Origin of the sequence: Sphingomonas psychrotolerans (genome assembly GCF_002796605.1) — a bacterium.
Lineage (GTDB): Bacteria > Pseudomonadota > Alphaproteobacteria > Sphingomonadales > Sphingomonadaceae > Sphingomonas > Sphingomonas psychrotolerans.
Genome location: NZ_CP024923.1, coordinates 497191 through 524079, shown reverse-complemented (window position 1 = coordinate 524079; position 26889 = coordinate 497191). Strand labels below are relative to the sequence as shown.

General features: G+C 62.1%; 30 protein-coding genes and 1 tRNA gene. 19 read left to right on the top strand and 12 right to left on the bottom strand.

The window, feature by feature from the left end; translation table 11 throughout:
* Positions 1-70: 70 nt before the first annotated feature.
* A complete protein-coding gene (locus CVN68_RS02260; protein ID WP_199560185.1) occupies positions 71-877 on the top strand; it encodes a TIR domain-containing protein in 807 nt (268 codons plus the stop codon).
* 371 nt (positions 878-1248) lie between these two features.
* On the opposite strand, the gene CVN68_RS02255 is transcribed toward CVN68_RS02260, so the two are convergent.
* Complete coding sequence (locus tag CVN68_RS02255) at positions 1249-1962, bottom strand: DUF6118 family protein (protein WP_100280765.1); 714 nt, start codon at positions 1960-1962, stop codon at positions 1249-1251.
* The gene (gene traA, locus CVN68_RS02250) at positions 1959-4982 is read right to left on the bottom strand and encodes a Ti-type conjugative transfer relaxase TraA (protein WP_100280764.1); all 3024 of its coding nucleotides are present in this window, start codon (positions 4980-4982) and stop codon (positions 1959-1961) included. Before traA ends, CVN68_RS02255 begins: the two co-directional genes overlap by 4 nt.
* Before the next feature lie 171 nt (positions 4983-5153).
* On the opposite strand from traA, the gene CVN68_RS02245 reads away from it, so the two are divergent.
* The 5 genes from CVN68_RS02245 to CVN68_RS02225 all read left to right on the top strand — a co-directional run bounded on the left by CVN68_RS02245 (position 5154) and on the right by CVN68_RS02225 (position 7280).
* Positions 5154-5456: a conjugal transfer protein TraD gene (locus tag CVN68_RS02245; RefSeq protein WP_100280763.1), complete on the top strand. Its 303-nt coding sequence runs from the start codon at positions 5154-5156 to the stop codon at positions 5454-5456.
* A 37-nt stretch (positions 5457-5493) separates the two neighbouring features.
* Positions 5494-5703 carry a conjugal transfer protein TraD gene (locus CVN68_RS02240; protein ID WP_100280762.1) on the top strand — a complete coding sequence of 70 codons (210 nt, stop codon included), beginning with the start codon at positions 5494-5496 and terminating at the stop codon, positions 5701-5703.
* A gap of 73 nt (positions 5704-5776) precedes the next feature.
* Positions 5777-6217, top strand: a complete 441-nt coding sequence (locus tag CVN68_RS02235; RefSeq protein WP_100280761.1) for a hypothetical protein — start codon at positions 5777-5779, stop codon at positions 6215-6217.
* A 118-nt stretch (positions 6218-6335) separates the two neighbouring features.
* On the top strand, positions 6336-6677 hold the full coding sequence (locus CVN68_RS02230; RefSeq protein ID WP_100280760.1) for a DUF7677 family protein: 342 nt from the start codon (positions 6336-6338) through the stop codon (positions 6675-6677).
* Between the two features lie 42 nt (positions 6678-6719).
* On the top strand, positions 6720-7280 hold the full coding sequence (locus CVN68_RS02225; RefSeq protein ID WP_100280759.1) for a hypothetical protein: 561 nt from the start codon (positions 6720-6722) through the stop codon (positions 7278-7280).
* Here the strand turns inward: CVN68_RS02225 and CVN68_RS02220 are convergent.
* Positions 7268-7867 (bottom strand): DUF4291 domain-containing protein, encoded by a 600-nt coding sequence (locus CVN68_RS02220; RefSeq protein WP_199560184.1) that lies wholly within the window; start codon positions 7865-7867, stop codon positions 7268-7270. The genes CVN68_RS02225 and CVN68_RS02220 overlap by 13 nt on opposite strands.
* Positions 7868-7884: 17 nt before the next feature.
* Between CVN68_RS02220 and CVN68_RS22950 the strand changes: the two genes are divergently transcribed.
* Positions 7885-7967, top strand: a tRNA-Pro gene (locus CVN68_RS22950).
* 40 nt (positions 7968-8007) lie between these two features.
* On the opposite strand, the gene CVN68_RS02215 is transcribed toward CVN68_RS22950, so the two are convergent.
* The 5 genes from CVN68_RS02215 to CVN68_RS02195 all read right to left on the bottom strand — a co-directional run bounded on the left by CVN68_RS02215 (position 8008) and on the right by CVN68_RS02195 (position 11034).
* Positions 8008-8391, bottom strand: a complete 384-nt coding sequence (locus tag CVN68_RS02215; RefSeq protein WP_100280757.1) for a hypothetical protein — start codon at positions 8389-8391, stop codon at positions 8008-8010.
* Positions 8392-8505: 114 nt separating this feature from the next.
* A complete protein-coding gene (locus tag CVN68_RS02210; protein ID WP_100284164.1) occupies positions 8506-8763 on the bottom strand; it encodes a hypothetical protein in 258 nt (85 codons plus the stop codon).
* A 108-nt stretch (positions 8764-8871) separates the two neighbouring features.
* Positions 8872-9795 (bottom strand): nucleotidyltransferase and HEPN domain-containing protein, encoded by a 924-nt coding sequence (locus tag CVN68_RS02205; RefSeq protein WP_100284163.1) that lies wholly within the window; start codon positions 9793-9795, stop codon positions 8872-8874.
* A gap of 70 nt (positions 9796-9865) precedes the next feature.
* A complete protein-coding gene (locus CVN68_RS02200) occupies positions 9866-10138 on the bottom strand; it encodes a sigma factor-like helix-turn-helix DNA-binding protein (RefSeq protein ID WP_233503530.1) in 273 nt (90 codons plus the stop codon).
* Positions 10135-11034 (bottom strand): ArdC family protein, encoded by a 900-nt coding sequence (locus CVN68_RS02195; RefSeq protein ID WP_100280756.1) that lies wholly within the window; start codon positions 11032-11034, stop codon positions 10135-10137. The genes CVN68_RS02200 and CVN68_RS02195 overlap by 4 nt, the downstream gene beginning before the upstream one ends.
* A gap of 504 nt (positions 11035-11538) precedes the next feature.
* Here CVN68_RS02195 and CVN68_RS02190 point away from each other — a divergent pair.
* The 5 genes from CVN68_RS02190 (at position 11539) to CVN68_RS22945 (ending at position 14733) form a co-directional block, all read left to right on the top strand.
* Positions 11539-11748 carry a helix-turn-helix transcriptional regulator gene (locus CVN68_RS02190; protein WP_100280755.1) on the top strand — a complete coding sequence of 70 codons (210 nt, stop codon included), beginning with the start codon at positions 11539-11541 and terminating at the stop codon, positions 11746-11748.
* A gap of 382 nt (positions 11749-12130) precedes the next feature.
* The gene (locus CVN68_RS02185; protein WP_233503529.1) at positions 12131-12634 is read left to right on the top strand and encodes a hypothetical protein; all 504 of its coding nucleotides are present in this window, start codon (positions 12131-12133) and stop codon (positions 12632-12634) included.
* Positions 12631-13722, top strand: coding sequence for an RNA ligase RtcB family protein (locus tag CVN68_RS02180; protein WP_100284161.1), 1092 nt, complete (start codon positions 12631-12633; stop codon positions 13720-13722). The genes CVN68_RS02185 and CVN68_RS02180 overlap by 4 nt, the downstream gene beginning before the upstream one ends.
* On the top strand, positions 13719-14336 hold the full coding sequence (gene prfH, locus CVN68_RS02175; RefSeq protein WP_100280753.1) for a peptide chain release factor H: 618 nt from the start codon (positions 13719-13721) through the stop codon (positions 14334-14336). The genes CVN68_RS02180 and prfH overlap by 4 nt, the downstream gene beginning before the upstream one ends.
* Before the next feature lie 115 nt (positions 14337-14451).
* Complete coding sequence (locus CVN68_RS22945; RefSeq protein ID WP_158298666.1) at positions 14452-14733, top strand: hypothetical protein; 282 nt, start codon at positions 14452-14454, stop codon at positions 14731-14733.
* Positions 14734-14762: 29 nt separating this feature from the next.
* On the opposite strand, the gene CVN68_RS02170 is transcribed toward CVN68_RS22945, so the two are convergent.
* Positions 14763-15278: a hypothetical protein gene (locus CVN68_RS02170; protein WP_100280752.1), complete on the bottom strand. Its 516-nt coding sequence runs from the start codon at positions 15276-15278 to the stop codon at positions 14763-14765.
* A gap of 147 nt (positions 15279-15425) precedes the next feature.
* Here CVN68_RS02170 and CVN68_RS02165 point away from each other — a divergent pair, with 147 nt between their 5' ends.
* Both CVN68_RS02165 and CVN68_RS22940 read left to right on the top strand, forming a co-directional pair.
* Entirely contained in the window at positions 15426-15974 is a 549-nt protein-coding gene (locus tag CVN68_RS02165; protein WP_100280751.1) for a hypothetical protein, read from the top strand.
* A 119-nt stretch (positions 15975-16093) separates the two neighbouring features.
* A complete protein-coding gene (locus CVN68_RS22940) occupies positions 16094-16345 on the top strand; it encodes a hypothetical protein (protein ID WP_233503528.1) in 252 nt (83 codons plus the stop codon).
* 273 nt (positions 16346-16618) lie between these two features.
* Here CVN68_RS22940 and CVN68_RS02160 read toward each other — a convergent pair whose 3' ends face one another.
* Entirely contained in the window at positions 16619-17377 is a 759-nt protein-coding gene (locus CVN68_RS02160; RefSeq protein WP_100280750.1) for a site-specific integrase, read from the bottom strand.
* A gap of 633 nt (positions 17378-18010) precedes the next feature.
* On the opposite strand from CVN68_RS02160, the gene CVN68_RS02155 reads away from it, so the two are divergent.
* The 5 genes from CVN68_RS02155 to CVN68_RS02135 all read left to right on the top strand — a co-directional run bounded on the left by CVN68_RS02155 (position 18011) and on the right by CVN68_RS02135 (position 24167).
* Entirely contained in the window at positions 18011-18940 is a 930-nt protein-coding gene (locus tag CVN68_RS02155; RefSeq protein ID WP_100280749.1) for a helix-turn-helix domain-containing protein, read from the top strand.
* 136 nt (positions 18941-19076) lie between these two features.
* Entirely contained in the window at positions 19077-21710 is a 2634-nt protein-coding gene (locus CVN68_RS02150) for a TonB-dependent receptor (protein WP_100280748.1), read from the top strand.
* An 11-nt stretch (positions 21711-21721) separates the two neighbouring features.
* Positions 21722-22801, top strand: a complete 1080-nt coding sequence (locus CVN68_RS02145) for an NAD(P)-dependent alcohol dehydrogenase (protein WP_100280747.1) — start codon at positions 21722-21724, stop codon at positions 22799-22801.
* A gap of 20 nt (positions 22802-22821) precedes the next feature.
* On the top strand, positions 22822-23760 hold the full coding sequence (locus tag CVN68_RS02140; protein WP_100280746.1) for an alpha/beta hydrolase: 939 nt from the start codon (positions 22822-22824) through the stop codon (positions 23758-23760).
* A gap of 122 nt (positions 23761-23882) precedes the next feature.
* Entirely contained in the window at positions 23883-24167 is a 285-nt protein-coding gene (locus CVN68_RS02135; RefSeq protein WP_100280745.1) for a hypothetical protein, read from the top strand.
* 653 nt (positions 24168-24820) lie between these two features.
* Here the strand turns inward: CVN68_RS02135 and CVN68_RS02130 are convergent.
* Entirely contained in the window at positions 24821-25210 is a 390-nt protein-coding gene (locus tag CVN68_RS02130; protein WP_100280744.1) for a class I SAM-dependent methyltransferase, read from the bottom strand.
* 414 nt (positions 25211-25624) lie between these two features.
* A complete protein-coding gene (locus tag CVN68_RS02125) occupies positions 25625-26221 on the bottom strand; it encodes a class I SAM-dependent methyltransferase (protein WP_158298662.1) in 597 nt (198 codons plus the stop codon).
* Positions 26222-26889 lie beyond the last annotated feature (668 nt).

The following is a 26889-nucleotide window of genomic DNA, read 5'->3' as shown; positions in this document are numbered from 1 at the left end:
GAGATCGCATCGCGTAGCCGAACCCAACTACGACGTTTGCTTGTCATTCGCGGGGGAGGATCGTGTCTACGTGAGGACACTAGCAGACCTGCTTCAGCAGGAGGGTGTTCGCACATTTTATGATGAATTTGAAAAGGTCAGCCTCTGGGGAAAGGACTTATACGCCCATCTTCAAGACATATATCAAAATCAAGCCAGATATTGCGTCATGTTTGTCTCAAAGCATTACGCGAAGAAGGCTTGGACGTCTCATGAACGGCGGAGTGCACAATCGAGAGCGCTCGTAAGTGAAACTGAATATTTGCTTCCGGTTAGATTTGATGACACGTCTATTCCCGGCGTACCGGATACCATTGGATTTGTTGACTTACGAGAAACTAGTCCTCAGCAGTTGCGCGACATCATTGTCGGCAAGATCGGGCCGCGCCCACGCGAGAACTATTTCCCTCCCCTGCCTGATCGCCTGTTTAAGAGGCTAAAGGCGAGGAGTCAGAGGGAAAAAGATCTTATTGCGATCGTGTCGCAAAGGTTCTTCAAGGCATTGACGATGACGGACAAGGAGGAACGTGGGTTAATATATAACATTTTTTCTCATTCCTGCCCAGTTGAGCTGCCTGAAAATGTTCACGTCGACTTGGATCTCCTGCGACGCATCACCAAAATGTCGCCCTCCCGGATCAAACGGGTGGCGGCGCGCATAAGCTCACTCGGCTTCGAGTATCGTATTCGCGACAGTGACTGCCCGACAGATGACAGCGGTCATAGTGGCCCGCTACTGGTGTTAGAGTGGCAAAACAGGTCCATCGAATACGGAGGAAATTTCACCTGGTTAGCATCAGAGCTTATAGAATGCTCCGGAGAAAATTTTTTGCGATGAGCACTCGAGGGCGACGTTCGAAAGACTAGATTTCGGGCAGCTTGCAACTTCGACCCAATCGGCGGATGAACATTAAGACATAGCACCTTCGCGGACGGCCCATAGTGGTTACCAAGTGATCCGGAGACAAGAATTTCGGAGCCGCCATGTGTGACCCGCCACGCAGATGCGCTCACGTGCCTCCGTCGAACAGGAGACCTTTGGCGCCTGCCTGAGGACAGCCAAACTCGAGGTCTTGCTCGAGTATCGATCCGCTCACCCAAATAAATGAGTTGGGGGAGCGACGACCGCCTAAACGAGTGACAGCTTTCGGGATCTGAACCGATTGTGGTGAACGACCGATAGTAGGGCGCGAAGCAGCCGCCGCTAAGCTAGTGGGATGGCGCTTTCCCAACCTTGATCACGCAATCGAGAGGTTTCCGCCTTTGCGCCGCGCGCCTGCCGCAGCTCGCCAGCGCCTCTGCATTTTGTTCAGCGATCTGGGCCGACTCAGTTAGAAACCTCCACCGCGCAGCGTTCGACACCTGAAGCAATCGCTCGCCCGCGCTCCAAGAATCTCGTTGCAGCATGCGCGCGGCGGCGGCCTCGGGCCATAGCCAGTTCTCCGGCACCGCATGCGCGATCCGGGTAGGAATGACTGTCCCGAACGCAAACCCGATCACCAGCGCAGCTGCCGCGGCACCCGCGATCCACAGTCGTTGCTTCTCGGCCGCCCGTGCAGACGCGACCACGCCATTGATTGACTGAATCGCGTTGCCGAGCTGCTGATTGGCAATGCTCCACGCCTGATGGTCGGCAGCGCGACCTTGCTCACCCGCAGACCTGATCTGCGACGCGATCGTTTCAGGCGTGAGCTGCATCGCCGGAAGCTCGCTCAATGTCCGGACGGCCACGTTCGCTTTGTCCAGGCGTCCGTGGATCCCGGCAAAGTCTGGACCGTAGTCGCGCCCGTGCAGCTCCTGTTGGCGTGCTGCGAACCCATCCACCGTAGCAGTCAGCCCGGCAAGCTTGCGGGTCATGGCATCGAATGCCACTTCCGGATCGTCGATTGTGTCCGCCGACTGGGGTATGGTTTCAGCACTCATAGCCCGATCCCGAGGTTGCGCCTTCGATCGATCGAGAACGTCAGTTGCTGGATTACCGATCGCGTGCGGGCCTGATCGCCGATCGCCGCGCCGATGCCGCCGTCCCGGCTACCCGGCGACCATTCCGGAGACCATTGCCGACCGAGCAGCTGGCTGCCCCGGCTGCTGAGCGCAGCGCCGAGCGCCGGATCCTTCTCCAGCCCCTTCGCCATCGCTCGCATGCGGTTCTCGACCGCGTCGCGCGCCTGTTCATTTTGCCAGCCCTCCAGCTTCTCGCGCTGGCTCCTGAGCTGCTGCCACGTCTGCACGAACCGGTCAGCGCGCAGCTCGGGATTGGTGCGCAGCTCAGTCTCAAGCTGCATCTGGCGCATAGCGTTGGCGGCTCGGCCATTGGCGGCCTCACTGACCAATCCGGGTTCGCGTTCGAATGCCGCGTTGAGATCGCGGGCGCCGTCCTTCTGCACCACGTCCAGCGCCTGTGCTGCTTGCGCTCGGGCGGCCTTCTGATACTCAAGGGCGGGTAGACCCTGCCCGGTCATGCGACCGATGTCCTGCACAGCGCGGGCATAGCGCTGGACGGCGGCGGCAAGTCCGCTACCCCGCTCCACCGGCTGCGGCTGGGCTGCCGTCGGCAGCTTGAGCCCGTCAAACCTCCCGCGCTTTTGCTCCACATCGGCAGCAGGCACGCGCAGGCGTAGGCCCGCGAACCTGCCGCGACGTCGCTCTGGCTCCGGCGCGGTATGGGCGCCGTCGACCAACGGCTCCCGCGCAAGCGCATCGAGGATCGCAGACCGGTCGAAACCCCGCCGCTCGGCAAATCGAGTCGTGCTCTGTTCGTAATCGAGCGCGTTGTCCTTCGGCCGGTCGCGCGACAGCGTACGGGCGAGCCGGTCGCCATCCGCAAAGTCGTCGCGGCCATAGTGAAGATGGACTGCGTCACGGTGGCGGGACAGCGCGACATAGGCTGCGTGCCGGTCGAGCCCGGGTGTGGCCAGCACATGGACGCGATCGACGGTGACGCCCTGCGCCTTGTGGATGGTGGCGGCGTAACCGTGGGTGACATCCGAATAATCCTTGAGGTCGAAGGCGATGTGCCGGCCATCGTCGAGCCGCACTGCCATGCGGCTGGGATCGATCTGTTCGACGGTACCAAGGGAGCCATTCTTCACGCCCAGTTCGCGTTCGTTGCGAAGGAACATGATGCGGTCATCGGCCGCAAACAAGCGCTCGCCGCGTGATGTTTTTACAGCAATATCAGCAACTAACGTCCCGTTCCGTTTCATTCGATCCCGGGCCAGCCCATTCAGTTCGTCGCATTCTTCGCGGGTATGCGTCAGGATGATGGAAGAGTGCGCCGGATCGCTGGTGCGGTCGCCGTCCCAGCGGTCGATCAGCGCTTCCCGAGCAGCTGCGCGAGTCTCCGACTCGACCACCATTCCCGCGTCGCGATAGGGGTCCAGCGCTTCCGCGGTACGGCCGGTGGCGAGATGGCGCGTGGCTTCGCGCTGCCAGTCTTCGCGCTGGCGGCGAATATCCGTGACCTCGACACTGCCGTGGCGCTCGGCGACCGAGCGGAACGCCGCGCCGGCCTCAATCGCCTGCAGCTGCTCGGGATCGCCGACCAGCACCACCTTGGCACCCCGCTTCTCGGCTTCGGCAATCACGCGCTCCATCTGCCGTGAGCCGATCATGCCAGCCTCGTCGATCACCAGCACGTGATCGGGCGTCAGCCGCTCGCGGCCCTGCCCCCACTGGCGTTCGAGGCTCGCAATCGTGCGTGAGGCAATGCCTGAGCCGCTCTCCAGATTTTCGGCGGCGATGCCGGAGAGCGCGAGGCCCTGCACCTGATAGCCGGCGCTCTCCCATGTATCTCGCGCGACGCCGAGCATTGCCGACTTGCCGGTGCCGGCGTAGCCGACCACGACGCCGAGATCATTGGCACCAGTCACACGCTCGAACGCTGACCGCTGCTCGGCGGAAAGCAGGAGGCCGCGCCGTTCGGCATTAGCGACGGCGCGTTCACGGTCCCGGTCTGTGACGCGATGCCGTTCGCGCTCGGCCAGCGCCTGTGTTGCGCGCGCAAGCCGCTGCTCGGTCTCGATCATGTCGCGGCTGGTGAAACGGTCCGCGCCGCGCCCGTCCTTGCCGAGCGTGACCAGTTCGGGCGAGCCGCGCACCGCGGCCATCACACGATCGAACTGGTCCTTTCCCTCGGTATGCCGGTGCACGAACATGGCGAGATCGCGCGTCGTGAAGGTCGCCTGGTTGCGGGTGATCGCATCGAGCGCAAGTCCAGGGCTGGCGATGATCTTCGCGCCATTCGAGCGGGCAATCTCGCGATGCTCGTCGACGCGCTCGAGCTGCAGCCCCTTCGCCGCCATCCGCGATGCAGCCGGGCCGATCTTGTGCTGAGGCTCGAGGTCGATGCCCTGCGCTTCCAGCGAGCGATGATCGACGCGCGCATCGATATCCAGCTCGACCAGCCGTTCATTGACGTGCTCGGCCCAGCGCTCGCGCCAGTTCTCCAGAAGCTCGGTGCGATTCCAGTCGCGGTTCTTCTTGCCGAAGCCGTTCTCGTCGACATCACGCGTGGTGAGCATCACGTGCGCATGCGGCTTGGGCCCTCCATCTGCGCCGATGTCCCAATGCACATTGAGATCGGCGACCATCCCGCGCGCGACGAACTCCCGCTCAACGAACTCGCGAGCCAGTCGGATACCCTCGGCCTGCTCCAGCTCGCGCGGAATCGCGAACTCCACCTCACGAGAGAGCTGGGCGTCCTTGCGCAGCTCGGCCTGCTCGACGGCATTCCATAGCGTTTCCCGATCGCGGAACTGCTCCGGTGCGCCGTCCGGCAGCAGCACTTCCGAGTGAACGACGCCCGCCTTGTTCGAGAAGTCGTGATGGCGATCGAGCCGCTGATCGTGCAACCGCGAGGCAGAGCGATAGGCCGCGGACGCCAGCGCCGACGACCCGTTGGCGCGCGAGATGATCTTGGCCGAGAAGTGGTAGATCGCCATAGCGGCAATCCACTTACACTATCCAAGCAACGTTGGCACAACGTATAAGCGCGCCCTCAAAAGATTTCACCATTGTCGGGACTGCATAATCCCAGGAGATTTCATGATGTTGTCGTTGATCGATGCCATCGATAATTAGTTCAGCCTCACCATGCAATTGGAGAAGGACCGATGCGCAAGCCACGCGATTTCGATGCCGAGCTGAAGGTACTTAACGACAAGGCCAGACAGCTTAAGGACCACAAGCTGCGACAGTTGGGCGAACTGGTTATCGCCACTGATGCAGACGCACTGCCGATAGAGCAATTGGCGGGCCTCCTGCTGGCGGGCGTCGAGAACAAGGATTCCAGTGCGAAGGAGAGCTGGCGCAAACGCGGCGCTACATTCTTTCAGCGGACGGCACGGCTTGGCGGAAGCGCTGGCGAGCGTTCTGGCGGCGTTGCGTCGGGCAGCGGCAGCGCGCAATCGTCTTGAAGCAAAGCGGGCTCGAACCGATCGCCGGAAATGGGTGATGAAACGCCGCGAGCGAACGCGCCATCTAATCGAGCTTGGAGGTCTCGTGGCGAAGGCCGGGTTGGTCGAGCTTACCGAAGACGACCGTGCGGTAATCTTCGGCTCCCTGCTCGAAACGGCTGCGATATTGCGCAGCGAACGTCGCGAGGAATCACTGGTGCTCTGGCGCCGCCGGGGAAAGCGCGGTTTCGATGTGAAGGTAGACTAAGAAACAGTTGGAAGCACCTAATGTGGCCCAAGTCCGATTGCAGGCGGCGGGCTGAACGTGCACAAATTAGGATATGGGAAGCTCCATCAGCGATCTGCTGCCGCTCTTAGCTAAGCGCCCTATAGGCGGGTATGGCCGCGCATGGGTGGGGGCGCGTCCTTTGCCCGCACCTTCGCTGATCGCTGCGATTGCTGGCACGGTCGGCCTGATGGCTGAAGGTCGCGAGAGCGATTTTGTGAGGGTTTCGAGAGAAGACATCAGCATTTGGCTTACCCTTTTCGCAACGCATTCCTTGCTGCATGGCCATGGTGAGCCAGCGCGCGGTTTGGACGAACAGGTGGCGCTGGCCATAAACTCGATGGAGGCCGATGCATCGTTCTTCAGCAAGGGCCAATGGGAGTTTACCCGGCGTGGAAAGCTCTATCAGCCCGTTAGCCGTGGCAACGGTTGGGAACGGCGACGCCATCGGCTTTGGTATCGATCGGAAAGCGAGCCGCTCCCGCCATCGACGTAATCGAAGATGGTGGAGTGATCGGCTTCGACTCCAGCACGGCATTTATATTCTGGGTGGAGGAAGACGACTAATCCGTCCAGACCCGGAGTTATGACCATCCATTACGAAAGCCTGCGGAATGTCAAAAGTCAGCCATGAATTCAGCGGCGCGCTGCGGACATTTGCGTTCTGGGTCGCCAATAGGACGGTCGGCCTACCGCTGCTGGAGGGCATCGACTATTCCTGCATCTTCGAGGAGCCTTCAGCACTCGAAGCCACGTTCGCGATCTATGCGAACGTGATGGAGATGGACGACGACGGGAAGGTGCTCAATGCCAAGTGGGCCGAGCATCGCGCGGCGCAGTATATCCTTATGTATGTCACCGGGCAAAAGCCCGAACCGCCCTTCGAAGAGTGGGAAGACGCGCTCCATGAGCCGCCGAACAAGCGAGATGTTCTGCCTTGGCCGACCGATGGCTGAAGCGACGGGATGCATTGACGAGACCGGGATCGAGATGCGGCGATGACGGGGGGTGTGCCCAGCCATTTGCGGTCGCGCTTCGCGTATCTCGATTCCCTGGATCCATCGGGAGTCCTCCCCGACCCATGGCGAGAGGTCGGCGTCATTCACGTGGGCGGATTATGGCATATCGGTTTTGCCGATCATACCGATCTGATGTTGATCATCTCGGTGTCGGGGCGCGGCTTGGTGGATTGCGCCACGGGCACGAAGATCGCCCGCGACGATCGGGAGTATTTTCCGGCGCTCGGGTCTTTGGAGGCCGAGGGAATTGGGGCACTCGAAAACCAGCCCATACGGATTGCCGGGATACACGGCGGTGCACTGTCCCGATTTTCCTCAGATGGGTGGTCCGTCGATCTCCATCCCTTGTCGTGGCCGAACGAAGTGCTGTTCCTGAGCCCGCCCGATCAGGGAAAGATTTGGACTCCGGAAGGTGTCGAGGCCCAACTCTGGAAGCTGCCCCCGCTGGCCTCGTCACTGGTAGCGTTTGGGTTCTCGCCCACCGGCAAGTCCCTCGTGGTCGCGACCTCATCAGACGTGCGGATTTTTCACCGGGGCTGAAGCGGCCTTTCGATCGGCAACAAGCTCTGGGCTCCAGCTACATCGCCTTCGTCCACCAATTTGTGAATCGTATGGGCCAGTCCTGTCACGTCGGAAATGTTGCTAATCCAGTCGGTGATGTAGAGACTGACTGCCTCCTTGCTGAGACCGATCTGGATGGCCCGATATGGCAACGGCTGAAGCCTGATGTCGCGTTCAGGGTCCCACTGGATTCGGACCGGTGATCGGTCCTTAAGCGCGGCCCACTCGGCTGCGCTCATCTCCGGATCGGCATGGCTCGAACAGCTATGGGCCAATGCCCATTCAAACCCGGTGCGAGAGATATCGATGGCAAGGATGCGGCTCTGCCCTGCATCCTTGAAGCCCCATCCTGCCCGATACATCATCCAGAGGAACGACGGCTTGATCCACGTCATCCGATCAAGTTTGAATGGTGGGGACACGAACGTGCCCGCCGCCAAAGCCGCATCGGCGATGTCGTGTCCGTAGGCCTGATACACTCGAATAATGTGCTCGTCGTAGACGGCACGAATCTGCTGTGGCGGGATTTCTCTCATTTCTGTGGCCAGTTCCTTGGCATGGACCAAGATGCTATTCCAGTTTCGTCAGCGTGGGAGAATGGAGAATCCCGTTGCCTTCGGGCGGCGCTCGTTCCGCGAGGTGCAGCTTCGAATCCTGCCGCTGGCAATTCCCGCTTTTAGGCACCGACAATGGGTGGAAGGCGTTCTTAGTTGGGGCTGCCGATATAGATCGCACCTGAGGGCGGCGGGGTGCGCAACTCCCATCCGAAGACAACCGCCGTAGCCTTCGCCGCACCGCGTATCTTTTCCCAAGTCGGATGGGCTAGCAGGGCTTCGTCGGTCCAAAAGGCTGCGTTCTTCTCGCCGCTTTTCGACAAGATGAGGCTGTCCAACGCGTTTAGTTCAACCCGTTCATTCTCGGCAATTTCGCTCTCGTAACCGAAGAAGCCATCAAGTGCCTCTTCGAAATCGAGGGCCAATTCATCGGCTTTACAGACAAAGTCGGGAAACAGAGAAAACTGCACATCGGCAGGCTGGGTCAACGCCAAAACCGCGCGCTCCAGCTTCTCACGTCTAACGCTTTCGTTCATCACTTAGGGAAATTAGGCGATGAAGCGAATCTCCGCAATCGAGTTGCTCCTGCCTAACCGCTTTTAGCCCGCGGGATCAGCGCGCGAACGTCCGGTAGTGCGGGGTCCTGCATTTCAGCGATCTTCGACGGGCACCGACTGCCAGTCGGCGAAGCTGGCGAAAAGGTCAGTTGACGGCCAAAATGGGTTGGTTTCCTCGCGACGAGTCAGATGAACCTGCGCGTAGCGTCCGTCCTCAAGCCGAAACAGGACGTCGTCGCGTCTCCACCGCCGCCCCATCGCACTCGCACGGCTGCCATAGAGGACATGCCCGGGGCTAAGCTCTCGGACGAGTTCCTCGTCCAGCTCTTGCCGCTCCGTCTCACTGGTCACCTCGTACCAGTCACCATCCCAACTTAATGTCTCGCTCATTTGTCGAACATATCGGTTCAGCTCCCGCAAGTCGGTCGAAGCTTACATCGGAGGCGGCGAGTAGTATTTTCACGCGGCGGCGCTCCGCTCAAGTGCTGCGATGTGCTCCTCGCAAATCACCTGCACGACCCGGCCGAGCGCCTCAACGCGCGCGCCGAGCCAGGTCAGCTCTTCTTCGCTGATCCGATAGTGCTTTGAGTATCGGGCCTTCACATAGGCTTCCTTGAGCTTCTCGAACCGCGCGCGATCGGCCTTGGTCTCGCGCGGCCAGACGTCGATCAGGCGCGGATCGATCCGCTCGGCCTGGGTGCGCAGGAAACCGAGATTGTGAACGTGCGGCGTGTAGAAGGTGCAGACAAGAAGCACGCAGTGATAATAGCGCTCAGCGGCCTGATGGAGTTGGAATGCCGCCACCTTCGTGGCTCCATCGGCAACCGCATACCCGTACTGCCGGAAGAACTGATCGCCGCTCGGCAACCACTCCTCAAAATACTCGCGCGCCATCGCCAACGCCTGATCGGGAGTCTTGGGTTTTGGCTCGGGCAGATCGGTGTCGTCGCTCTGGTAGAGCGCGATCCCGTCGCGGGCGATGTCGATGAAGAAATAGCGGCCCTCGGAAAGCCCCGTATTCACCTCGGCGAGCGTGTGGACGATGAAATTAACCGGGGTGCGCAGCGCCTCGGTAATCGCTAGCTCGCGATTGAGCCGGTCCTCGGCGGTCGACCAATATTCGATGCGGTCGGTCAGCTTCTCGTGATTGACGATCACCAGCAGATCGAAGTCCGACTGATAGCCCTTGGCGGTGTGCGGTTCGTCGACCCAGCCGCCGCGCGCATAGCTGCCGTAGAGGATGACCTTCAGAATGCGCGCCTGCTTCTTCCAGGGCGACGTGGCGATGGCGGTCGCGTCGGCAAACTCCTCGAACAGGATGCGCACGACGCGTTCCAGCTCGCGCTGCTTGGCCGGTGGCAAATGATCGAGACTGGTCTGCATTGTCATCCGTCCTAACGGCATGAAGGCGCTTGGGACAGTCTCGCCGGTCATGCCGGCGAGACTGCAATCCTCATCGCCGCAGCCTCGCGACGACCCGCCGAAACAGGCGCTTCCACCATGGCTGGGGCGCGCGCCCGTCAACGGCGTCGAGCAAAGTCAGCATGCTGCGCGCGACGTGCCGTTCGACCTGCTTGACGCTAAGCCCGGTGCGCTCGGCGATCTCCTCGTAGGAAAGGTCGTCGAGCCGAAGCGCGAGGAAGATCTCGCGCCGCAACCTCGGCATCCGGCGCAGTCCAGCCTCGAGCCGCTCGATCGTCTCCAGTTGGGTGAGATCCTCGCTCACGACACCGCCTCCGGTGCAAAGGCGAGCAGATAGTCGGCGGCCTTGCTGGCGGCGCTCGCCGCCCGGAAGATCGCCTTCTCATCCTCGCGCAGAACCGCCAGCCACGATCCGATATAGTCGGCATGCCGTACGGTTGGCTGAATCGCCAGCGACGCGCAAGCAAAGGCGCTCGCCATCTCAGCCACCAGCTCTTCGTGCGCATAGTCCGCGCTCCCGAACCCCCCACGCTGGTAGCGGTCCAACCGGCTGCGATGCCCGGTCCAGTGGCCGAGCTCGTGCAGCGCAGTTCGATACCAGTTGATAGGCTCGCCGAACGCGCCCTGCGGCGGCACGGCCACAAAGTCCGCACCTGGCGAATAATAGGCTTCGCTACCGCCGACCCGGAAGTCAGCACCGCTCGCATCGATCAGCGCCTGAACCTGCGGCAGGATTTCGGCCTCGGCCGCAACCTCCGGCACGCTGGTCAGCGCATCCGGAAGCCCCTCACACTGGTCCACATTGAAGACGGTGAATCGTTTGAGAAACGCAACCTGCCGCGCCTCGCGATCCTCGACCCGCGCCTGCTCCTCCTCGTCCTTCGGGGTGAAGCGATCGGCATAACAGACGGTCGTTCCGCGCTCGCCCTTGCGGACTTTGCCGCCCGCCGCCTGCGCCTGCCAATAGGTCAGCCAGCGCTGCGAGGTATAGCCACCCTCGATCACCGCCGCCCAGAGGATTAGCACGTTGACCCCGGAATAGCGCCGCCCGGACCCAGCATTGTGGGGCATGGTGCACCCACACGCCGCGCCATCCCAAGGCTGCACCCAGGGCAGCCGCCCTTGCTCCAGCTCGGCAATCACCCGGCCGGTCACCTCGGAATAGAGGCTCTGCCGGGATGTCTCGGACTTGTCGTTCATCTTCCTCACTCCAAAACCACCGCAACCGGCGCCGGAATGGCGGGTGGGCGGCAGGAGCGGACCGACAGTCCCGCCGAGGAAGGCGGGCTGCACCCGAAGGGCTGCAACGCAGTGGAAGAGTCGGCGAAGCCGGGTTGCGGCGCGCCGCGGCGGGACTACAGGGCAGCGACGCCCACCCGCCAGATCGACGCCGGAGGCCAACGCCATCGCGCTTGCGCGATGTCCGAATCCGGAGCGAAGCTCCGAAGCGTCAGTCGATCGTCATCCGAACGGACCGAGACGCCGCAGAGCGACTCGGCGACGCGCAGCGGCGTAGAGCGCGGTCACGCCGCAGGCGTGAGACGCCATGAGATTCCAGCTTTGAAAATCGAACCTACGCTACGGTACGTCTTTGCACGCCAGAGCGCGACCAGCGCCGACTCTCGGACCTCGGCCCCTTGCGCCGACCGCTCAAATCCCAATCCTATTCGCGGGGAGCCAGACAGACGCAAGCAGGACCATGCCATGACCGACACTCCCGACCGCATTCTCCGCCTGAAAACCGTCCTCGAACGCACCGGGCTCAGCCGCTCGACCATGTACCGGAAGATGCAGAACGGCACCTTCCCCAGGAACCTCCAGATCAGCATGCGCTGCACCGGGTGGCGAGAGTCAGCCGTCAACGAATGGATTCGCAATCCGATCTTCTATGAGGCGAAAGGTCATTCGGCTTGATCCATGGGCTCATATAACGGCCTGACAGCGTCGCGCCCCTAACAGCCGCCGTCGAGCAGCAAACCCACATTCCGCGAGAACGGGAGCAGCTCCGGCTGGCTGAGCTGGATGGAGTTGGCTTCGCGCAAGACCATTGATTGCCGCGTGCAGTTGGCATACAGGCCGCCGCACTGTTTCTCGAACCATGGAAAGGAGTGAGCACATGCGAACCGCAACCGCACCCGTCATCACTCCCTATTTCCGAGTTCAGGAACATATCACATGGGCAAGTCCCTTGCGGGTGACTGCGGTCGCCTGACCCTTTTTCGCGGCCGTTGGGCCGCGCCAATTTCCAATATTGCTCGTCTGCCAATTGGCGCTCCCGCTTTGGGGGAGGTTCGCCATGCGTGCTGACATGTTCAAGATCATTGTCGAGCGTCCGCGCTGGGGTGCTGGGCACGCGCCTCCCGTAAAACTCAAGAAGGACAAGAACGACTTCAGGCAAATTGGTCTCAAGCGGCATGCCAAGGTGCAGGCTGCGTACTCAAAAGCGCTCAACGAGAATCTCGCGCCGCTCGTCCGCTTCATCCAGCGGCGGGTGGGACGGCGCTGGGACGATGTGTTCAGCGAAATCTGCGAGCATCTCGACACGGGCAGCACCGTCAAGATGCATGTCCGCCAGCATCTGCGCGATTTCGTTCTGTTCGGCATCTCACGCGGCCGGCACGGCGAATTGCTGCGCGAGGGGCATGTTCTACGTCCCGATCGTCGCAATTGCCGGGGCCGCGAATTCTATGTCGATCCGGGTGACGGGGTGTTGAAGGATCGCGTCTGGTTCTGGCGCGATCAGGGACAGATTGTCGCGCCCGGCAAGCGCCACCTCGGATGGAAGGATGCTGCACGATGACGGGCGCAACCATTCACATCGTCGCCTCGCCCGAGAGCTGGATCGAGCAGGCGGCTGTCGATCAGCTCCACCAGACGGCGCGGCTCGAGGGCATCGATCGCATCGTCGGTCTGCCGGACCTGCACGCCGGCCGCGGAATCGCGGTGGGCGCGGCATTCTGGTCGCCGAGCCATGTTTATCCGCACCTCGTCGGCAGCGACATCGGCTGCGGGATGGGCCTGTGGCGCTGCGCCATGCCGCTGCGCAAGCTCCGGCTGGACGCGGCCGAACGCAAGCTGCGGGGCTTGGAGGAGCCCTGGTCGGGCGATCAGGTCGCCCGCCTGGCCGACGCCGGACTGTCTCGCGACCTGGCCGGTGAAGCGCTCGGCACCATCGGCGGTGGGAACCATTTCGCCGAACTGCTGCGGGTCGAGACGCTGCACGGGGATACGGAAGTCGACCCAGCGGCGCTCTACCTGATGGTACACAGCGGTTCGCGCGGGTTGGGGCACGCAATCCTGGAGCGGCATTTGGCTCAGCACAATGTCGCCGGCCTGATCGCCGGCGAGGAGGCGTGCGCCCGCTATCTGGCCGCGCATGACGATGCGATGGCCTGGGCCGTGCTCAACCGCGAACTGATCGCCAAGCGCTTCCTAGATCGGCTCGGCACCACTGGCGAACGCTTGCTCGACATCTGCCACAACAGCGTCACGCCGCATCGCGGCGGCTGGCTGCACCGCAAGGGTGCGGCACCGGCGGACAAGGGGCTGGTGGTGATCCCCGGATCGCGCGGGGACATGACCTATCTGGTCCGTCCCCGGCAGGAGCGGGCGGATGAGGCGCTGCATTCGCTGGCGCACGGCGCGGGTCGCAAATGGAGCCGCAGCGAAGCGAAGGACAAGCTCGTCCGGCGCTTCAGCATTGCGGATCTGGAGCGCACCAAATTGGGCAGCCGGGTGATCTGCGAGGACCGCGACCTGATCTATGAGGAGGCGCAACAGGCGTACAAGGACATCCACCAGGTCGTGCGCGATCTCGAACAGGCCGGGCTGATCGATCTGATCGCGACGCTGCGGCCGCTGCTCACCTACAAGACGAGGCGCGCATGACCGAGATCATCCTGCATCTGTCTTCCGGACAGGGCCCGAAGGAATGCGAGTGGGTGGTCGCCCAATTGGCCCATGCCCTTTGCCGCGAAGGCACGGCGGCGGGGCTGCTATGTGAGCTGGTCGAGCCAATAACGGGGCCCGTGGCATCGGCCCTGCTGCGTGTATCGGGAGCGGAGGCCGAAGGGTTCGCCGAGGCTTGTATCGGCACGATCCGTTGGGTGGGCACCAGTCCGTTTCGTCCGCTGCACAAGCGCCGCAACTGGTTCGTCGGGGTGCAACGCATTTCGGCAGATGCGGAGACGCATGACCTGCGCGACGAGGACATTCGCTATCAGACGCTCCGCGCCTCGGGACCGGGCGGCCAGCATGTCAACAAGACCGATAGCGCGGTCCGCGCGACGCATCTGCCCACCGGTCTCGCGACGCTGTCGCAGGATCAGCGTTCGCAATTCGCCAACAAGAAAATTGCACGGCTCAAGCTGGCGATGCTGCTCGACAATCAGCGCCGCGCAGACGAAGCCGGAGGCAAACGGGCGCTGTGGGACCAGAACCGCGAACTCGAACGTGGCAACGCGGTTCGGACATACGAGGGTGAGCGGTTCAGGCGTCGCTAGCCCACGACATGGTTGCACATAGGCGACGGCGGCTTGCGCGGCATCACTGACCCGAAGTTGCCGCTCTGCTCACGACCCAATTGCGGATATCCCCGGATCGCGGGATAACAGGCGCATGGATGATTTGTCGCGCGCGCTGAAAATCCACCTCGGTCGACCCGAATCCCCGTATCCTAGGTCACGGCCGGACGAAGTTCGACAAGCGTTTAACGAGGATATGGTCGGGAACGTTGAGCGGCTCCTCACTGAAGTGGATGCCCTTGCGGTCGATTGGAACTCTCACACTCTCGCGTCAGCGATGCAGTGGGTCGAAGCCGAAATGCGGCGTCGCCATCCTGAACTTAGCAGTGAGACCATCGCTGATCTCGGATGGGCTTTCAGTTATTGGAACAAATGACTGCTTCCCACCCAAAATCCGCCGTTGCTCTAATCGTCGTATTCGATGCCGAGTGCCTCCAGCGACCTAAAGCGCTGAAGCCCGATTTGATCAAACTCGTCGCACGTTTCAGAGCGGACTACGCCGAGCCGACTAAGACCTTCGTTGATCGGCGACTTTCCGCCGTTCGCCGTCTTTTCATACAAATCGGCGAGCGAAGATCCCACCGGAGGCGCATCGCTTGATTCTGCGCCCCACCACGTTAACTGGCCGTTCTCGAAATAGGCAGCGCTCTGGCCCCCCATGCCACCGAAATATTCCGTTTCGACGTAGAGTGTTGGACCGCTAAGTGCAGCCGCTATTTCTTCGGCCATATGCGGCGTCAGATAGGTGAACCCGTCGATTGCAGGTTCAACGGACATCGCAATAGCGTCGAGGCGTTGCTCGTCTAACGGGATGATGACGAGGCCAAACGAAAGCTCTGTCGGTGCCGGTGAGCCGAGCCGCGTAACGAAACTTTTCAAGGCTTCATTCGTGCCGATTAGCGCATTGATGTGGTGTCCCATCGGGCGATCCTATCAGCAGAGGACGTTGGAGCAATGGCAGCTAACTACCCAGTTCCGCCGTCATGGCGCTGACAGCAGCATCCCGTTAGCGGTCAGGCAGCAAACGACCCAATTGCAGACGCTCGCGCTCCATGAAATAGTTTGGGCATGGGTATGGATTGGCACTTGGAACTGAAGACGGCGTTGAAGGCGCTTGCCGGTGCGGTCGTGACGGACGCGTGGGTGAATGAGATGGCTCTCTACGGCCCGGAAGACGCGGGTCATTTCACGGATCCGAGCCTTAATTTCGTCCAAGCAAATGTTCTCGAACTTCGAACCTTGGACGGTGGAACTATTCACATTTCGTGCGTGCAGGATAATGACACGTGGGCAATCTGGCCCCATGTGGTTTCGACCGACAAGCAACTATCTTCGGATGTCGGAGAGGGAACGTTTCGGACGCGACCCATGCCTGAGTTCCCTCGAGGGTCGGTCAGTTGCTTTCAGATGGCCCCTGATGACGTATCGAGCATTCAGGAAATTCGCATGACGATAGATAAGCGAGAAGTTATCTTGCGCGCAGGGGAGGTCTACGAGAAAACGGACGGCACACTGAGCGTGTGCGACCGGGACGAAAGTGTCCTCGTGCTTTTGGATGGCGAGGCCTACTCGCAGCTGAAGTTCAACGAACCTATCTATAGTCCATTGGACAGATAGCGGCGAACGGCAGCTATCTACCCAGTTCAAGCCGTTCGGCGCTGATGAGTCCGTGCCAGCACCGGACGGCCACTCTCGACCCAGTTGCGGACATTGGACTAGGCGTTCAAAATGCCCGGATGACAAAGCGTCGGAAGCCAAATGTGTCGCTTGAGCAGGCTAAGCTGCTGGCAGGCGAATATATCGCTGCGCAGGATTTAAAAGGCTGGCGCCTTGAGATTGTCGAAGCACATCGGGCGGGAGCCGATCCCAACAATTGGTCGGTTATCGTAGACCGTTTCTGGGAAGGGGGACTGGTCGATGGCCCACAAATTCTGATTGTGAATGGTGCAACCGGAGAAGTCCGCACATTCGAATCATACTACGAATGATCTGAGTGCCAACGACCACTCACCACCCAATCTCGGTCATTCTCCGCACGGTCGCGACCGCCAGCCCATCGTCTCAATCGGACGCAAAAAATCTCAGACGATCGATGGTATTTACGATGGTATCTGGATTCGATCCAATGACATTACCATGGTTTTTCAAATACTTGCTAAGCCTTTCGGGCTACCGTAGGGGTCACCATATTGAGAAAGCTGGTTTTTTCCAGCGCTCCGTTGGTGCGGTTCCCCACAATATCGCTCCAGTTCCCACATGGGCTATCTCCCCATCTCTACGATGTTGCCGCTCGCGAGGCGTTCGGCGACGCTTTTCGCGACCACCAGAGCCCGAGCCCGCTTGGTGTAATGTCGTACCGTATCGGGCGTCATGCCGCAGACGGCGCCGATCTGGCTGTCTTCCAGTCCAAGCTCTTTCATGTAGCAGGCCGCGTTCTTCCGCAGCCCGTGGAAGGTGTAGAGCAACTGGCCGGCATCATCCACGTAGCCCAGATCGTGCATCAGGCGGCGGATGCGCTCCTGTATCCGGTCTTCCGACGCGAACGGCTTGCCGAATCGGTCATAGAGCAGCGTCACAGCGCACCTTTCGACGCGGGCGATCTCTTCCTTCCACCAAGGATGCACGGGCACTGCGACATCGACGGAGGTCTTCACCTGCGACAGTTCGATGATGCCCGACTTCAACCAGCCGTGCTGGATGCGGATCACGTCGCTTACCCGCTGGCCGCTGCAAAGCCCGCTGACAATAGCGAGGCGTAGCATCGGAGAGGCGTTTTCCAAGGCGTCCTCCCGCACATGCCGGGGCCAAGGCTCATGCTCTCCGATCGGCAGCGGTGGAACTCGAGCCGCAGCGTTTTCATGGATCCACCCGCGCTCACAGGCAAAGTCCAGCATCAAACGCAGGACGTTCAGCCAGTTATTCGCCTTGCCGGGCATCTCGCCCATCTTGTCTCGCAGTTTGAACACGTCAGCCGGCACGAGCAAGGCAACCAGCTCGTCGCCGTGCGCTTCCTCGATCATCCGCCGATCCTATTCGGCGCGCCGGCAATGCCAAGTCCGACTGACGGTTCGGCCCAAGGCCGATCAGACCCGGCGCGAACGTCCGCTGTTTCAGCATCGCGCCCTTAAAGCGGACCGACCGCAAGCGGCCCAAAATCGGACGTCCCTCGACGCATCGGGATCGACGGTTTTTCGTCAAAGGGCGCAGGTTCGGGTCCCGATTTTTGTGTGGGGCCACGGCTGGGCCACCGTCGCGAGGTCCGAGATATTCTCTAGTTATTTCAATTATTTAGCTATCGAGTACGAGTCCTGTAAGCCGGAATGATCAGGATGGCCGACGTCGGTCCCGTCAGAGCCAGTTCGAAATCGTCGCGCGGATCGTTCCATGCCCGGGTGAGTCCGCTCGCTTCCCACAAGGCGATGACCTGAGGAGCGTCGCCTGCATTCACCTCGCGGACCTGGGCACTTCATTGTCCATCCCGATCTCCGACTGGATAGCCCCTCCCGATCCTATTGGAGAACAGCCCGGGCGTTTGAAAGCGCCTCTTCTACTTGACCGTCCCGGCACCGCGCCGCATTGTATCCCACAGAAACAACTTCGGAGGCATGTAGCCTCACTTAACGTGGTTCGGGAAACCTGAAACAGGAGTGGGCATGACGACGAGCGCCGTCGAACGCTTTTCCACCAGGCTGGTGCCGCCCCAGCAGCGGCATTTGTTCTGGCGAGAAGTCGTCGCGGACGCCTTCCCCGGGATGACCGCCTACGCATCCGAAGGAATTCGGGCAGACTTGTCCCGATGGTCGCTCGGCGAGGTCGGTCTCGCCCGTGCGCGGAGCGGCCGCGCGCATATCAACCGGGTCGCGACCGGTGACGGGGCGAACAACCTGGTCTTCCATGTTCAGCGCGGCGGACGGACCATTTTGGTCCATGGCGACGAGGCCGTTACCGCCGGCATCGGCGATGTGATCATTGCCGATGACGCCAGGCCCTATTCGATCGAGATCTCCGAGCTCAACGATTGTCTCGTCCTGCAGGTCCCCATGGCGATGCTGGGCACCGACGTCGCGAAGCTCGACCTGCACGGGCGGCTCCTGTCCCTGAACGACCCGAACGTGGCCTTCCTCAATCACATGCTGGAGGGCCTTTGGTGTCAGCGGGAAATGTTCGACCAGATAGACGAGGGCATTGGTGGCCTGCTGGCGGACGCCGCCCGGATCGCTTGCACACGAGGCGCGCTTCGGACACCGCCCCATGGGGACGCATCGCCGGTTGAATTCGCGCTGCGCAATCTCGGTGACCCGGGACTTGGTACCGCGATGATCTGCGGCGCAACGGGTCTTTCCGCGCGTGCCGTGCAAAAGGCGTTTGTCAGAAAGGCCGCGCTTACCCCGACGGCGTTCATCACGACCCGCCGTCTCGCGCGCGCCGCCGATCTGCTTGCCTGCCCGGACGGGCGGAGCATCACCGACATCGCGTTCAAGGTGGGGTTCAGCGACTCGGCCTTTTTCAGTCGCTGTTTTCGGCGAAGCTACGGTGTCGCGCCGAGCCAGTGGCGCGAGCGATCGGCCGGGGTCGACGCGTAAATCGACTGCCTGTGGCAGGCGGCGGTTCGCTTCTGTCCATCGGACTGGTTCGTTTCAATCCAAGACGTCCGCGGGCCTGCCCGTTATATCCCCAGAGCTCAACCGCCGGGACAGGCGTGTTTTAGGGGATGGGATCATGGGTAAATCGGCTGCGGCACTGCTGCTAACGACAACGGCATTCATCAGTTCTCCAACGCTGGCGCAGGACGCCGCACCGGCCTCGCCTCAGAGCGCGGCGCCCGCCGCCGCGCAGGAACCCGCCGCCCAGAACGAAGGCGGAATCGCCGAAATCGTCGTGACGGCGCAGAAGCGCGCGGAAAATGTGCAGGACGTGCCCATCGCCATCTCCGCGTTCACGGCGGATGCCCTGCAGGAGCGTGCGGTCGGCAGCGTCGCCCAGCTTTCGTCCATCGCGCCCAATGTGAACCTTGACGCGGGCACGCCCTTCTCCGGGTCCACCGCGGTCCTTTCGGCCTATATCCGCGGCATCGGCTCCGACGATTTCGCCTTCAACATCGATCCGGGCGTCGGCATCTATCTCGACGGCGTCTATCTGGCCCGCACCGTGGGCGCCAATCAGGACCTTCTCGATGTGGCGCGGGTCGAGGTGCTCAAGGGGCCGCAGGGAACGCTGTTCGGTCGGAACACGATCGGCGGCGCCATCTCGATCGTAACGCGCGATCCCGGCAGCGTCTTCAAGGTCACCGGCGATGTGACAGCGGGCAGCTACAATTTGCTTCAGGCGCGCGGCTCGGTCGACCTGCCGATCACTGACAGCCTGAAGTCTTCGCTCACTTTCGGGGTGAAGACGCGCGACGGCTTCCTGAAGCGCGTTCCCTTTTCCGATCAGCGCGCCAACAACGCACCCTCCTTCACCGCCTTTTCCGCAGCCGGCTACGACAGCGCGGACCGCGAAGGCGCAAACCAGAACTGGAACCTGCGCGGCAAGCTGAAATGGGACAATGGCGGCGCTATCAAGCTCACCTTGTCGGGCGATTACAGCAAGGACAATGGCACATCCGCGAACAGCCTTCTCGGCACGACCGAGTTCGTCCCGGGGAATTTCGCCGGCACGACCAATCTGCCTGGCACGGCATTTGATCCGACGGGAACGACCGGTTTCCTGTTCGCCGGCCTCTATAATTTCTGCATCGGCAGCACCCCGGCGCAGATTGCTGCCCGCAATGCCGGGGCGTTGTGCGGCGTCGCCGGCACGCAATATAATCCGCAGTTCCAGCTGCCCAGCTATGGCAGCGCCAATGTCGACGGCAATCCGGCCAATGATCGCCTGCCGTGGGACAGCCGCTATGTGACCGGGAACCCCGACCGCAGCTATGCGACCGGCAACAGCTATTCCAACCTCAAAGCCTGGGGGCTGAGCGGCGTTCTCGACTTCGACCTGTCGGACGATGTGTCGTTGAAGTCGATCACCGCCTATCGCGAGCTCCACTGGAACGCCGGGCTGGACGCAGACGGTTCGCCGCTCAACTTCCTCCAGCTCAGCTTCACGATGAATCAGTGGCAGTTCAGCCAGGAGCTGCAGTTGCTCGGCAAGGCGCTCGACAACAAGCTGAACTATGTCCTGGGCGCCTATTATTTCAAGGAGGCGGGCGACCTTCACGATTATGTGACGTTCGGGGAAGGGCTGATCCAGGTCGATGGTCCCAATCAGTTGAAGACCGATAATTACGCCTTTTTCGGCCAGATCGACTACCGTCCGATCGACCTGATCGGGATCACCTTGGGCGGGCGCTACACCCGCGAGCAGAAGCAGTTCGAAGGCGGCCAGCAGGAGCTGAACGGGTTCAATTACAAGCTGTTCGGCTGCTCGGACGCAAACGGCAACATCACACCAAACGGCCCCTTCCCGCTCGCGCCGATCCCGTGCCAGGTCGGCCTCTCCTACCCCGATCCGAGCAATCCAGTCCGCGTCTACACGCCTGGCGTGAATCGCAAGAAGTTCACCAACTTCTCGCCGAAGGTGGGCGTCCAGCTCCATCCGACCGACGATGTCATGATCTATGGCAGCTGGTCGAAAGGCTACAAGACCGGTGGCTGGACGACCCGTCTGACCAACCCGCAGGGAAATGTCGCTCCCGATTTCGACGAGGAGAAGGCGACGACCTGGGAAGCCGGCATCAAATCGACCCTGATCGATCGCCGCCTCCAGCTCAACGCGGCGGCTTTCTCGACCACCTACAAGAATATTCAGCTCAATATTCAGGTCGGAACGTCGCCGACCATCGACAATGCCGGCGACGCGCTGATCCGCGGTTTCGAGCTGGAAATGGTCGCCGCCCCGATCGACGGCCTGACCCTCAACGGATCGCTCGGCTATATCGACGCCCATTACACGTCGGTAGCCGCGGCTACTGCCGCCGTGGGCGGCGCCAACATCTTCCAGGCCGGTACATTGGTGGGAGAGGATTTGCCCAAGACGCCGCACTGGAAGGTCAATCTGAGCCCGCGCTACGAGGCGAAACTGGGCAATGGCGGCTCAGTCGTGTTCCTCGCTGACTGGACCTATACCTCCAGCGCCTGGAACGACACCCAGCGCACCTTCCTGCTGGAGCGTGTACCCAGCAATATCGTCAACGGCAGCATCAGCTATCGCGAACCCGATGGCCACTGGTCGATCACCGTCGGCGGGACCAATCTTACCGACAAGCGGTTCCTCACCTCCGGCGGATCCAACATCGCCGCCGGCGCCATCTTCGGCACCTATAACCGCCCGCGCGAATGGTATGCGCGGTTCGGCTTCAACTTCTGATCGTAGCGACGATGGAAATCGAAGCAGCGGTCGTCGATGCCCCGGGCGAGCCCTTCAGGCTCGTCCGGTTGCGGATGGACGCGCCCGGGCCGGACCAGGTGCTGGTCAGGATTCATGCCTGTGGCGTCTGTCACACCGATATGGTGATGCGGGAGGGCGCGTTACCCGTCCCCTTCCCCTGCATCTTCGGGCATGAAGGCGCCGGCGTTGTCACGGCGGTAGGACCGGACGTCACGACGGTCGAACCCGGCGACCATGTCCTGCTCAGCTTCCACAGTTGCGGCACGTGCCCGGCGTGTGCTGATCACCAGCCCGGCTATTGCGGCGAATTCTTCCCCCGGAATTTCCTTGGCGGGACGGAGCCGGGACAGGGCGCGATCTGGCGGGACGGCGACAGGATCGCGGGCAATATCTTCGGCCAGTCGGCCTTCGCCACCCACGCCTTCGCCCATGCCGACAATGTCGTGAGGATCGACCGGGATCTGCCGCTGGCGATCCTCGCACCGCTCGGCTGCGGCGTGCAGACCGGTGCGGGAACCGTGCTGGAGACCCTGCGCGTCGGGCCCGGCCAGTCCATCGCCATCCTGGGCGCCGGCGCGGTGGGCCTCTCCGCCGTGATGGCGGCCGTGATCGCGGGCGCCGGCCGTATCGTCCTGCTCGACCGTCATCATCACCGGCTCGATCTCGGCAGGGAATTGGGTGCCACCGAAACCGTCGACGATATGGCAAAGCTCGACGGTCCGTTCGACTATGTCATGGACACGACAGGCGTCCCCGCCCTCCTGCCGCATGCCATGGAAAAGCTGGGCCTCCGCGGCACGCTTGCGCTCGTCGGCGCCTATCCGCCGGGACAAACCATGCCGGTGGATCCGTCGAGCGTCATGGGCACGGGCCGCAGAATCGTCGGTGTCGTGGAAGGCGGGATCGATCCCCGCCAGTTCATTCCCCGGCTGGTGGATTATTACCGGGCCGGAAAACTCCCGCTCGAAAAACTCATTCGCACCTACCCCTTCGCCGCAATCGAAGAGGCCTTCCATGCATCGGAAACGGGCGCTGTGATCAAGCCGGTCCTGATCATGCGCGACGACTGACCTCCAGCAAGGCGAAACTCATGGCGCAACCTTATATCCGGCCCGACGTCGCGGCCTTTCTCGACGCCATGCGGGAAAGCGGGGCACCGCCGCTCAATGCCCTTCCGATCGACGACGCGCGCGCGATGATGGCCCAGCTGCGGGAAATCGGCGACGCCCCACCCACACCGCTTTCGGTCCGGCGCGACATCGTCGTGGCGGGACCGGCTGGTCCGATCCCGGCGCGCCTCTACGATCGGCAGTCCCAACGCGAACCCGGCCCGCTGATCCTCTTCTTCCATGGCGGCGGTTTCGTCGTCGGCAACCTCGACAGCCACGAGCCTTTCTGCACCTATCTGGCGGATCAGCTGGACCTGCCCGTCCTGGCCGTCGATTACCGGCTTGCCCCGGAACATCCCTTCCCCGCCGCGCCGGACGATGCGGAGTGGGTCGCCCGCTGGGCGACGCAGAACCCCACCGCCCTCGGCCGCGCCGTGACGGGTCTGATCCTCTGCGGAGACAGCGCGGGCGGCAATCTTGTCATCGTCGTCAGCCAGCGTCTTGCCGCCAACCCTGCGCCAGTGGGCGTGCTCGCCCAATGGGCGCTTTATCCCTATGTCGGCGGCGGCAGCGACTGGCCGTCCTCGCGCGCCTTTGCCGAGGGGTTCATGCTCACCACCCAGGCGATGGACTGGTTCGACGCGCTCTACGCCGCTCCGCCGCAAGATCCGCGCTATGCCTGCCTGTCAGGTGATATCCCGGTAACGGTGCCCCTGCTGGTCCACACCGCTGCGCTCGATCCGCTTCGGGACCAGGGGCGGGCCTATGCCGAGAAGGCGCGCGCCGCCGGAGCCGCGGTGCAGCATATCGAGGCGGAGGGCATGATCCACGGCTTCATCTGCTTGCGCCGCGCGGTCCCGTCGAGCCAGGCGGATGTGGATGCCTTCGTTCAGGCGGCAAAAGCCAGCCTGGCCATATAAGATCCATACCCTCGATCCGCGAGGTTGCGTCTTCACGTTGCAAAAGTCCGTGCCGCTTCTGAAAGACGGCAATGCCATCGTCATTCCGTTTGATCGCAATCACTTGCCCGAGTGAGGTGCGGGTGAGTCTGGCCGCCGCCTCGAATTCGGAGCGGGCCGCGCACTTCGCTTCATCAAACTGCTTGTTCCGCTTCCGCTGGCGAAACCTCCAATGCCAACGCATCGCGCAAAGCGCTTGCCGCTTCGAGGAGCTGCAGGTTTTCCATGTCACTTTGCACGCGCTCGAAAACGCCTTTTTTCAGAAAGCGTCAAAGTTGAGGAGTAAGCCTCAAGAACATTTCGACTCCCGACATATTCCTAGCTTCAAGCAGTTCGCTGAGCTCATTTACATCCTGCCGGGTGTTTGACCCATCGCTCGGCAGGGTTTCCGGTTCTCCATGGCTTCGCACCGGGCCCAGCATCGGCGCGGAGGCCTGTTTCAGTCGTCCGAGTTGTGCTGCCAGCTTGATCGCGAGGCGTCCCGCAGCCTTGATGTCACCTGCTGCGCAAGCGGTTTCCGTCTTCCTGGCGAGCTCGCTTATCCCTGAAGCTCCCAGCATACCGGCATTGCCGGCTAGTCGTTGCCGTAGACTGGGCATCTTGTAGCTGCCGCTCGCACACGCCGGTCCGAGAACGCCAGCCTTCCATTGAGCATGCCGCCCCGGCCAGTCGAGTCCCGCCCAAAGGATTTCGTGAAATGTTCATCGTCGCCCGGCGGATCTCCCTTCCGCTCACACAATCGTCCCCCTTTTCGTTTCAAACGGGAGCACAAGATCCAGGAAATGTGATGGTATCTATGATGGTATCGGATTCCTAGGGATGGCCATTTAATCATCTATATCAATGCTATAGCTCGGCACGCCGGCTCCCGTAGGTCACCAAGCATTGAAAATCCTCACTTTTTTATGCGGTGAGCCGGAGCGTTTGCCCCCGGCAGGGAAATGATTTTGCCCCCGGTCATGCGCTCGGCGGCTGTCGTAATCCCGGACGGGACGCAGAATCGCGTCGCGTGGTTCCAGTTCTAGGGCCGGGCGATGCACATCGATCGCGTACCCATGATGCCGGATGCGGCGGGTCCCATGGGATATCTGATCCAACGGAGAATCCCATCGCATCGACACGCGGCAAGGCCCGCAAGCGCAGCCTCGATCTTGTCCCGAGCGAATATCCATGCCGGGTAGGAGCCGAATTGCCGGACCTTCTGAACCGTGGCGACTTCAGTATCCGCCAGCGGACATCGGTTGACGACCAGCGCGCTAGCCGCCTGCGCATAGTCGGTGAGCACGGCATAGTGATCGGAAAGATATTGGATCGTGCCACTGATCAGCGCGACATCGCACCCACCTTCTGGTCGGCGATCAGTGAAGGAAAGCCCGTCAGGCGGGACGCCGTGGATCGCCGCTATCTGCACGGGCGTATCGATAACGATCCATTCCCATCGATACCCGGCAGCGCGCGACGCAGCTCGTAGAAGTATCCGCCGGCCCCGCCGCCAAGGTCGAACACTCGGAGCTTCGTCTTATCGGCAGTGGCGCGCGCGATTGCGGCGATGACGGGGATGACCCTCGGATCGCTGGTCGGCAGGTCGCCCGCCAGCTGCCAGTCGCGCTCCAGGTCGTCGAGATCAACGGCCGTGACAGCATCATCGTGGTCTATCCGGCGCTATGGCTCGCAGCCTCCTCGAAAGTCGCATACGAGCCGCTGAAACGCACAACACCTCTCAATCCGGCGATAAGCTCAATCAGCCGGGGCGGCACCCAGTCGCGCAGGCTTGTGGCGACAGCGTCTCGCTGACGGTGAGCAACGCGATGAACGGTCTTCATGCCTACCTCGGCATGGCGGACATCCCAATCGGCGCCGGCCTCGGAAACGCCGGCGCAATGCTCAGCGTCTCCGCCATTCCCGACAGCCGGACGCGGCACCCCGGAAACGCAGCGGCATATTCCGCCGTGGTGCGCCAGACCGTCTGCCGGCGAAGGAAGCCCGGATCATGCGCGAGATGACGCCGCTGTCCGCCAATGTTGAACAGCCGCGCACCAGCGATCTGCGCGCGCTCCGGCCACGCGCCGAAGAACGGCAGCGGGTAATGCGGCTCGACCGGGGCATAGCGCCACGGCACGATAACCAGCCACTGCGTCGCGACACGGCGTATTTCGGAGCAGGCCGCGGCAAAGGCGTCGGGTTCGGTGATGTGCTCCAGCATGCCGACCGAAACCGCCAGATCAAAGCTCTTGTCCGCGAATATCGACAGGTCGCACGCACTGCCGCGCGCGAAGGTGAAGTTGGGATGATCGGGGCGAACCTCCTCGCCGGTCCGGTCGATGCCGGTAACGCGCCAGCTTGGGTCGGCATGCGCGCGGAAGGATCGCCCGTCGACGCCGCAGCCGATATCGACGACCTTCATGCCGGGCCAGGTTTTCACCGTGTTGAGCGCGCTCCGGATGCGCGTTTTCCTGCGAAAAGCGAGAGCGGCGCGCAGCGGCTTAGCAAGCTGCATCGTGTCCATCTGACGAACGTACCGCGCGGCGAGTCGCGCAGCAATACTGACTACTATAATGGCTGAGCAGCCAAAACTTGCCGCCTGGGTCCCCTATGCAGGTCTGTTTCTGGCCGCGGCGGGTATCATCGATCAAGGCGGCCAACTCACCAGTCACCCGCAGGGCCGCAACAACGTGGAGAGACCTGGGCGAAGCCCCAGGTTGTGGCTTGCCGCGGCGGGACTAGAGGGTAGCGACGCCCACCCCGCCAGTTCGAGTGCCGGAGGCAAAACGCCGCGACGCGGTAGCGGCGCGGCCGCGGCAACACCGCGCCAGCGGTGCCGCTCCGCAGGAGCCTGAAAAAAGCCGCTCTCTCGAATCCGGCCGGCCGTCGCGGCGGCGTGCGCGCGGGCCTGTGCGCCAGCCGCCACCGCGCCCTCCGGGCGGATCGAGCGCGTCACGCGGAAAACAAGAGCGCTGCGGACCCTGCCGGCTTCGCAGAAGCCGGCCAGAGCACTCGCAACAGATATCGCGTTCTGCTGCCCGGCACCCCCGGGCTCGCGTCATGCGATCGTAACCCGAATGGGCCGAGACGCGTAGCGACTCGGGGCCG

Bases quoted from the DNA above. Each gene is read 5' to 3' on its own strand.
- CVN68_RS02255 (WP_100280765.1), bottom strand. From the start codon at position 1,962: ATGAGTGCTGAAACCATACCCCAGTCGGCGGACACAATCGACGATCCG.
- traA (WP_100280764.1), bottom strand. From the start codon at position 4,982: ATGGCGATCTACCACTTCTCGGCCAAGATCATCTCGCGCGCCAACGGG.
- CVN68_RS02245 (WP_100280763.1), top strand. From the start codon at position 5,154: ATGCGCAAGCCACGCGATTTCGATGCCGAGCTGAAGGTACTTAACGAC.
- CVN68_RS02240 (WP_100280762.1), top strand. From the start codon at position 5,494: ATGAAACGCCGCGAGCGAACGCGCCATCTAATCGAGCTTGGAGGTCTC.
- CVN68_RS02235 (WP_100280761.1), top strand. From the start codon at position 5,777: ATGGGAAGCTCCATCAGCGATCTGCTGCCGCTCTTAGCTAAGCGCCCT.
- CVN68_RS02230 (WP_100280760.1), top strand. From the start codon at position 6,336: ATGTCAAAAGTCAGCCATGAATTCAGCGGCGCGCTGCGGACATTTGCG.
- CVN68_RS02225 (WP_100280759.1), top strand. From the start codon at position 6,720: ATGACGGGGGGTGTGCCCAGCCATTTGCGGTCGCGCTTCGCGTATCTC.
- CVN68_RS02215 (WP_100280757.1), bottom strand. From the start codon at position 8,391: ATGAACGAAAGCGTTAGACGTGAGAAGCTGGAGCGCGCGGTTTTGGCG.
- CVN68_RS02205 (WP_100284163.1), bottom strand. From the start codon at position 9,795: ATGCAGACCAGTCTCGATCATTTGCCACCGGCCAAGCAGCGCGAGCTG.
- CVN68_RS02195 (WP_100280756.1), bottom strand. From the start codon at position 11,034: ATGAACGACAAGTCCGAGACATCCCGGCAGAGCCTCTATTCCGAGGTG.
- CVN68_RS02190 (WP_100280755.1), top strand. From the start codon at position 11,539: ATGACCGACACTCCCGACCGCATTCTCCGCCTGAAAACCGTCCTCGAA.
- CVN68_RS02185 (WP_233503529.1), top strand. From the start codon at position 12,131: ATGCGTGCTGACATGTTCAAGATCATTGTCGAGCGTCCGCGCTGGGGT.
- CVN68_RS02180 (WP_100284161.1), top strand. From the start codon at position 12,631: ATGACGGGCGCAACCATTCACATCGTCGCCTCGCCCGAGAGCTGGATC.
- prfH (WP_100280753.1), top strand. From the start codon at position 13,719: ATGACCGAGATCATCCTGCATCTGTCTTCCGGACAGGGCCCGAAGGAA.
- CVN68_RS22945 (WP_158298666.1), top strand. From the start codon at position 14,452: ATGGATGATTTGTCGCGCGCGCTGAAAATCCACCTCGGTCGACCCGAA.
- CVN68_RS02170 (WP_100280752.1), bottom strand. From the start codon at position 15,278: ATGGGACACCACATCAATGCGCTAATCGGCACGAATGAAGCCTTGAAA.
- CVN68_RS02165 (WP_100280751.1), top strand. From the start codon at position 15,426: ATGGGTATGGATTGGCACTTGGAACTGAAGACGGCGTTGAAGGCGCTT.
- CVN68_RS22940 (WP_233503528.1), top strand. From the start codon at position 16,094: ATGACAAAGCGTCGGAAGCCAAATGTGTCGCTTGAGCAGGCTAAGCTG.
- CVN68_RS02160 (WP_100280750.1), bottom strand. From the start codon at position 17,377: ATGATCGAGGAAGCGCACGGCGACGAGCTGGTTGCCTTGCTCGTGCCG.
- CVN68_RS02155 (WP_100280749.1), top strand. From the start codon at position 18,011: ATGACGACGAGCGCCGTCGAACGCTTTTCCACCAGGCTGGTGCCGCCC.
- CVN68_RS02150 (WP_100280748.1), top strand. From the start codon at position 19,077: ATGGGTAAATCGGCTGCGGCACTGCTGCTAACGACAACGGCATTCATC.
- CVN68_RS02145 (WP_100280747.1), top strand. From the start codon at position 21,722: ATGGAAATCGAAGCAGCGGTCGTCGATGCCCCGGGCGAGCCCTTCAGG.
- CVN68_RS02140 (WP_100280746.1), top strand. From the start codon at position 22,822: ATGGCGCAACCTTATATCCGGCCCGACGTCGCGGCCTTTCTCGACGCC.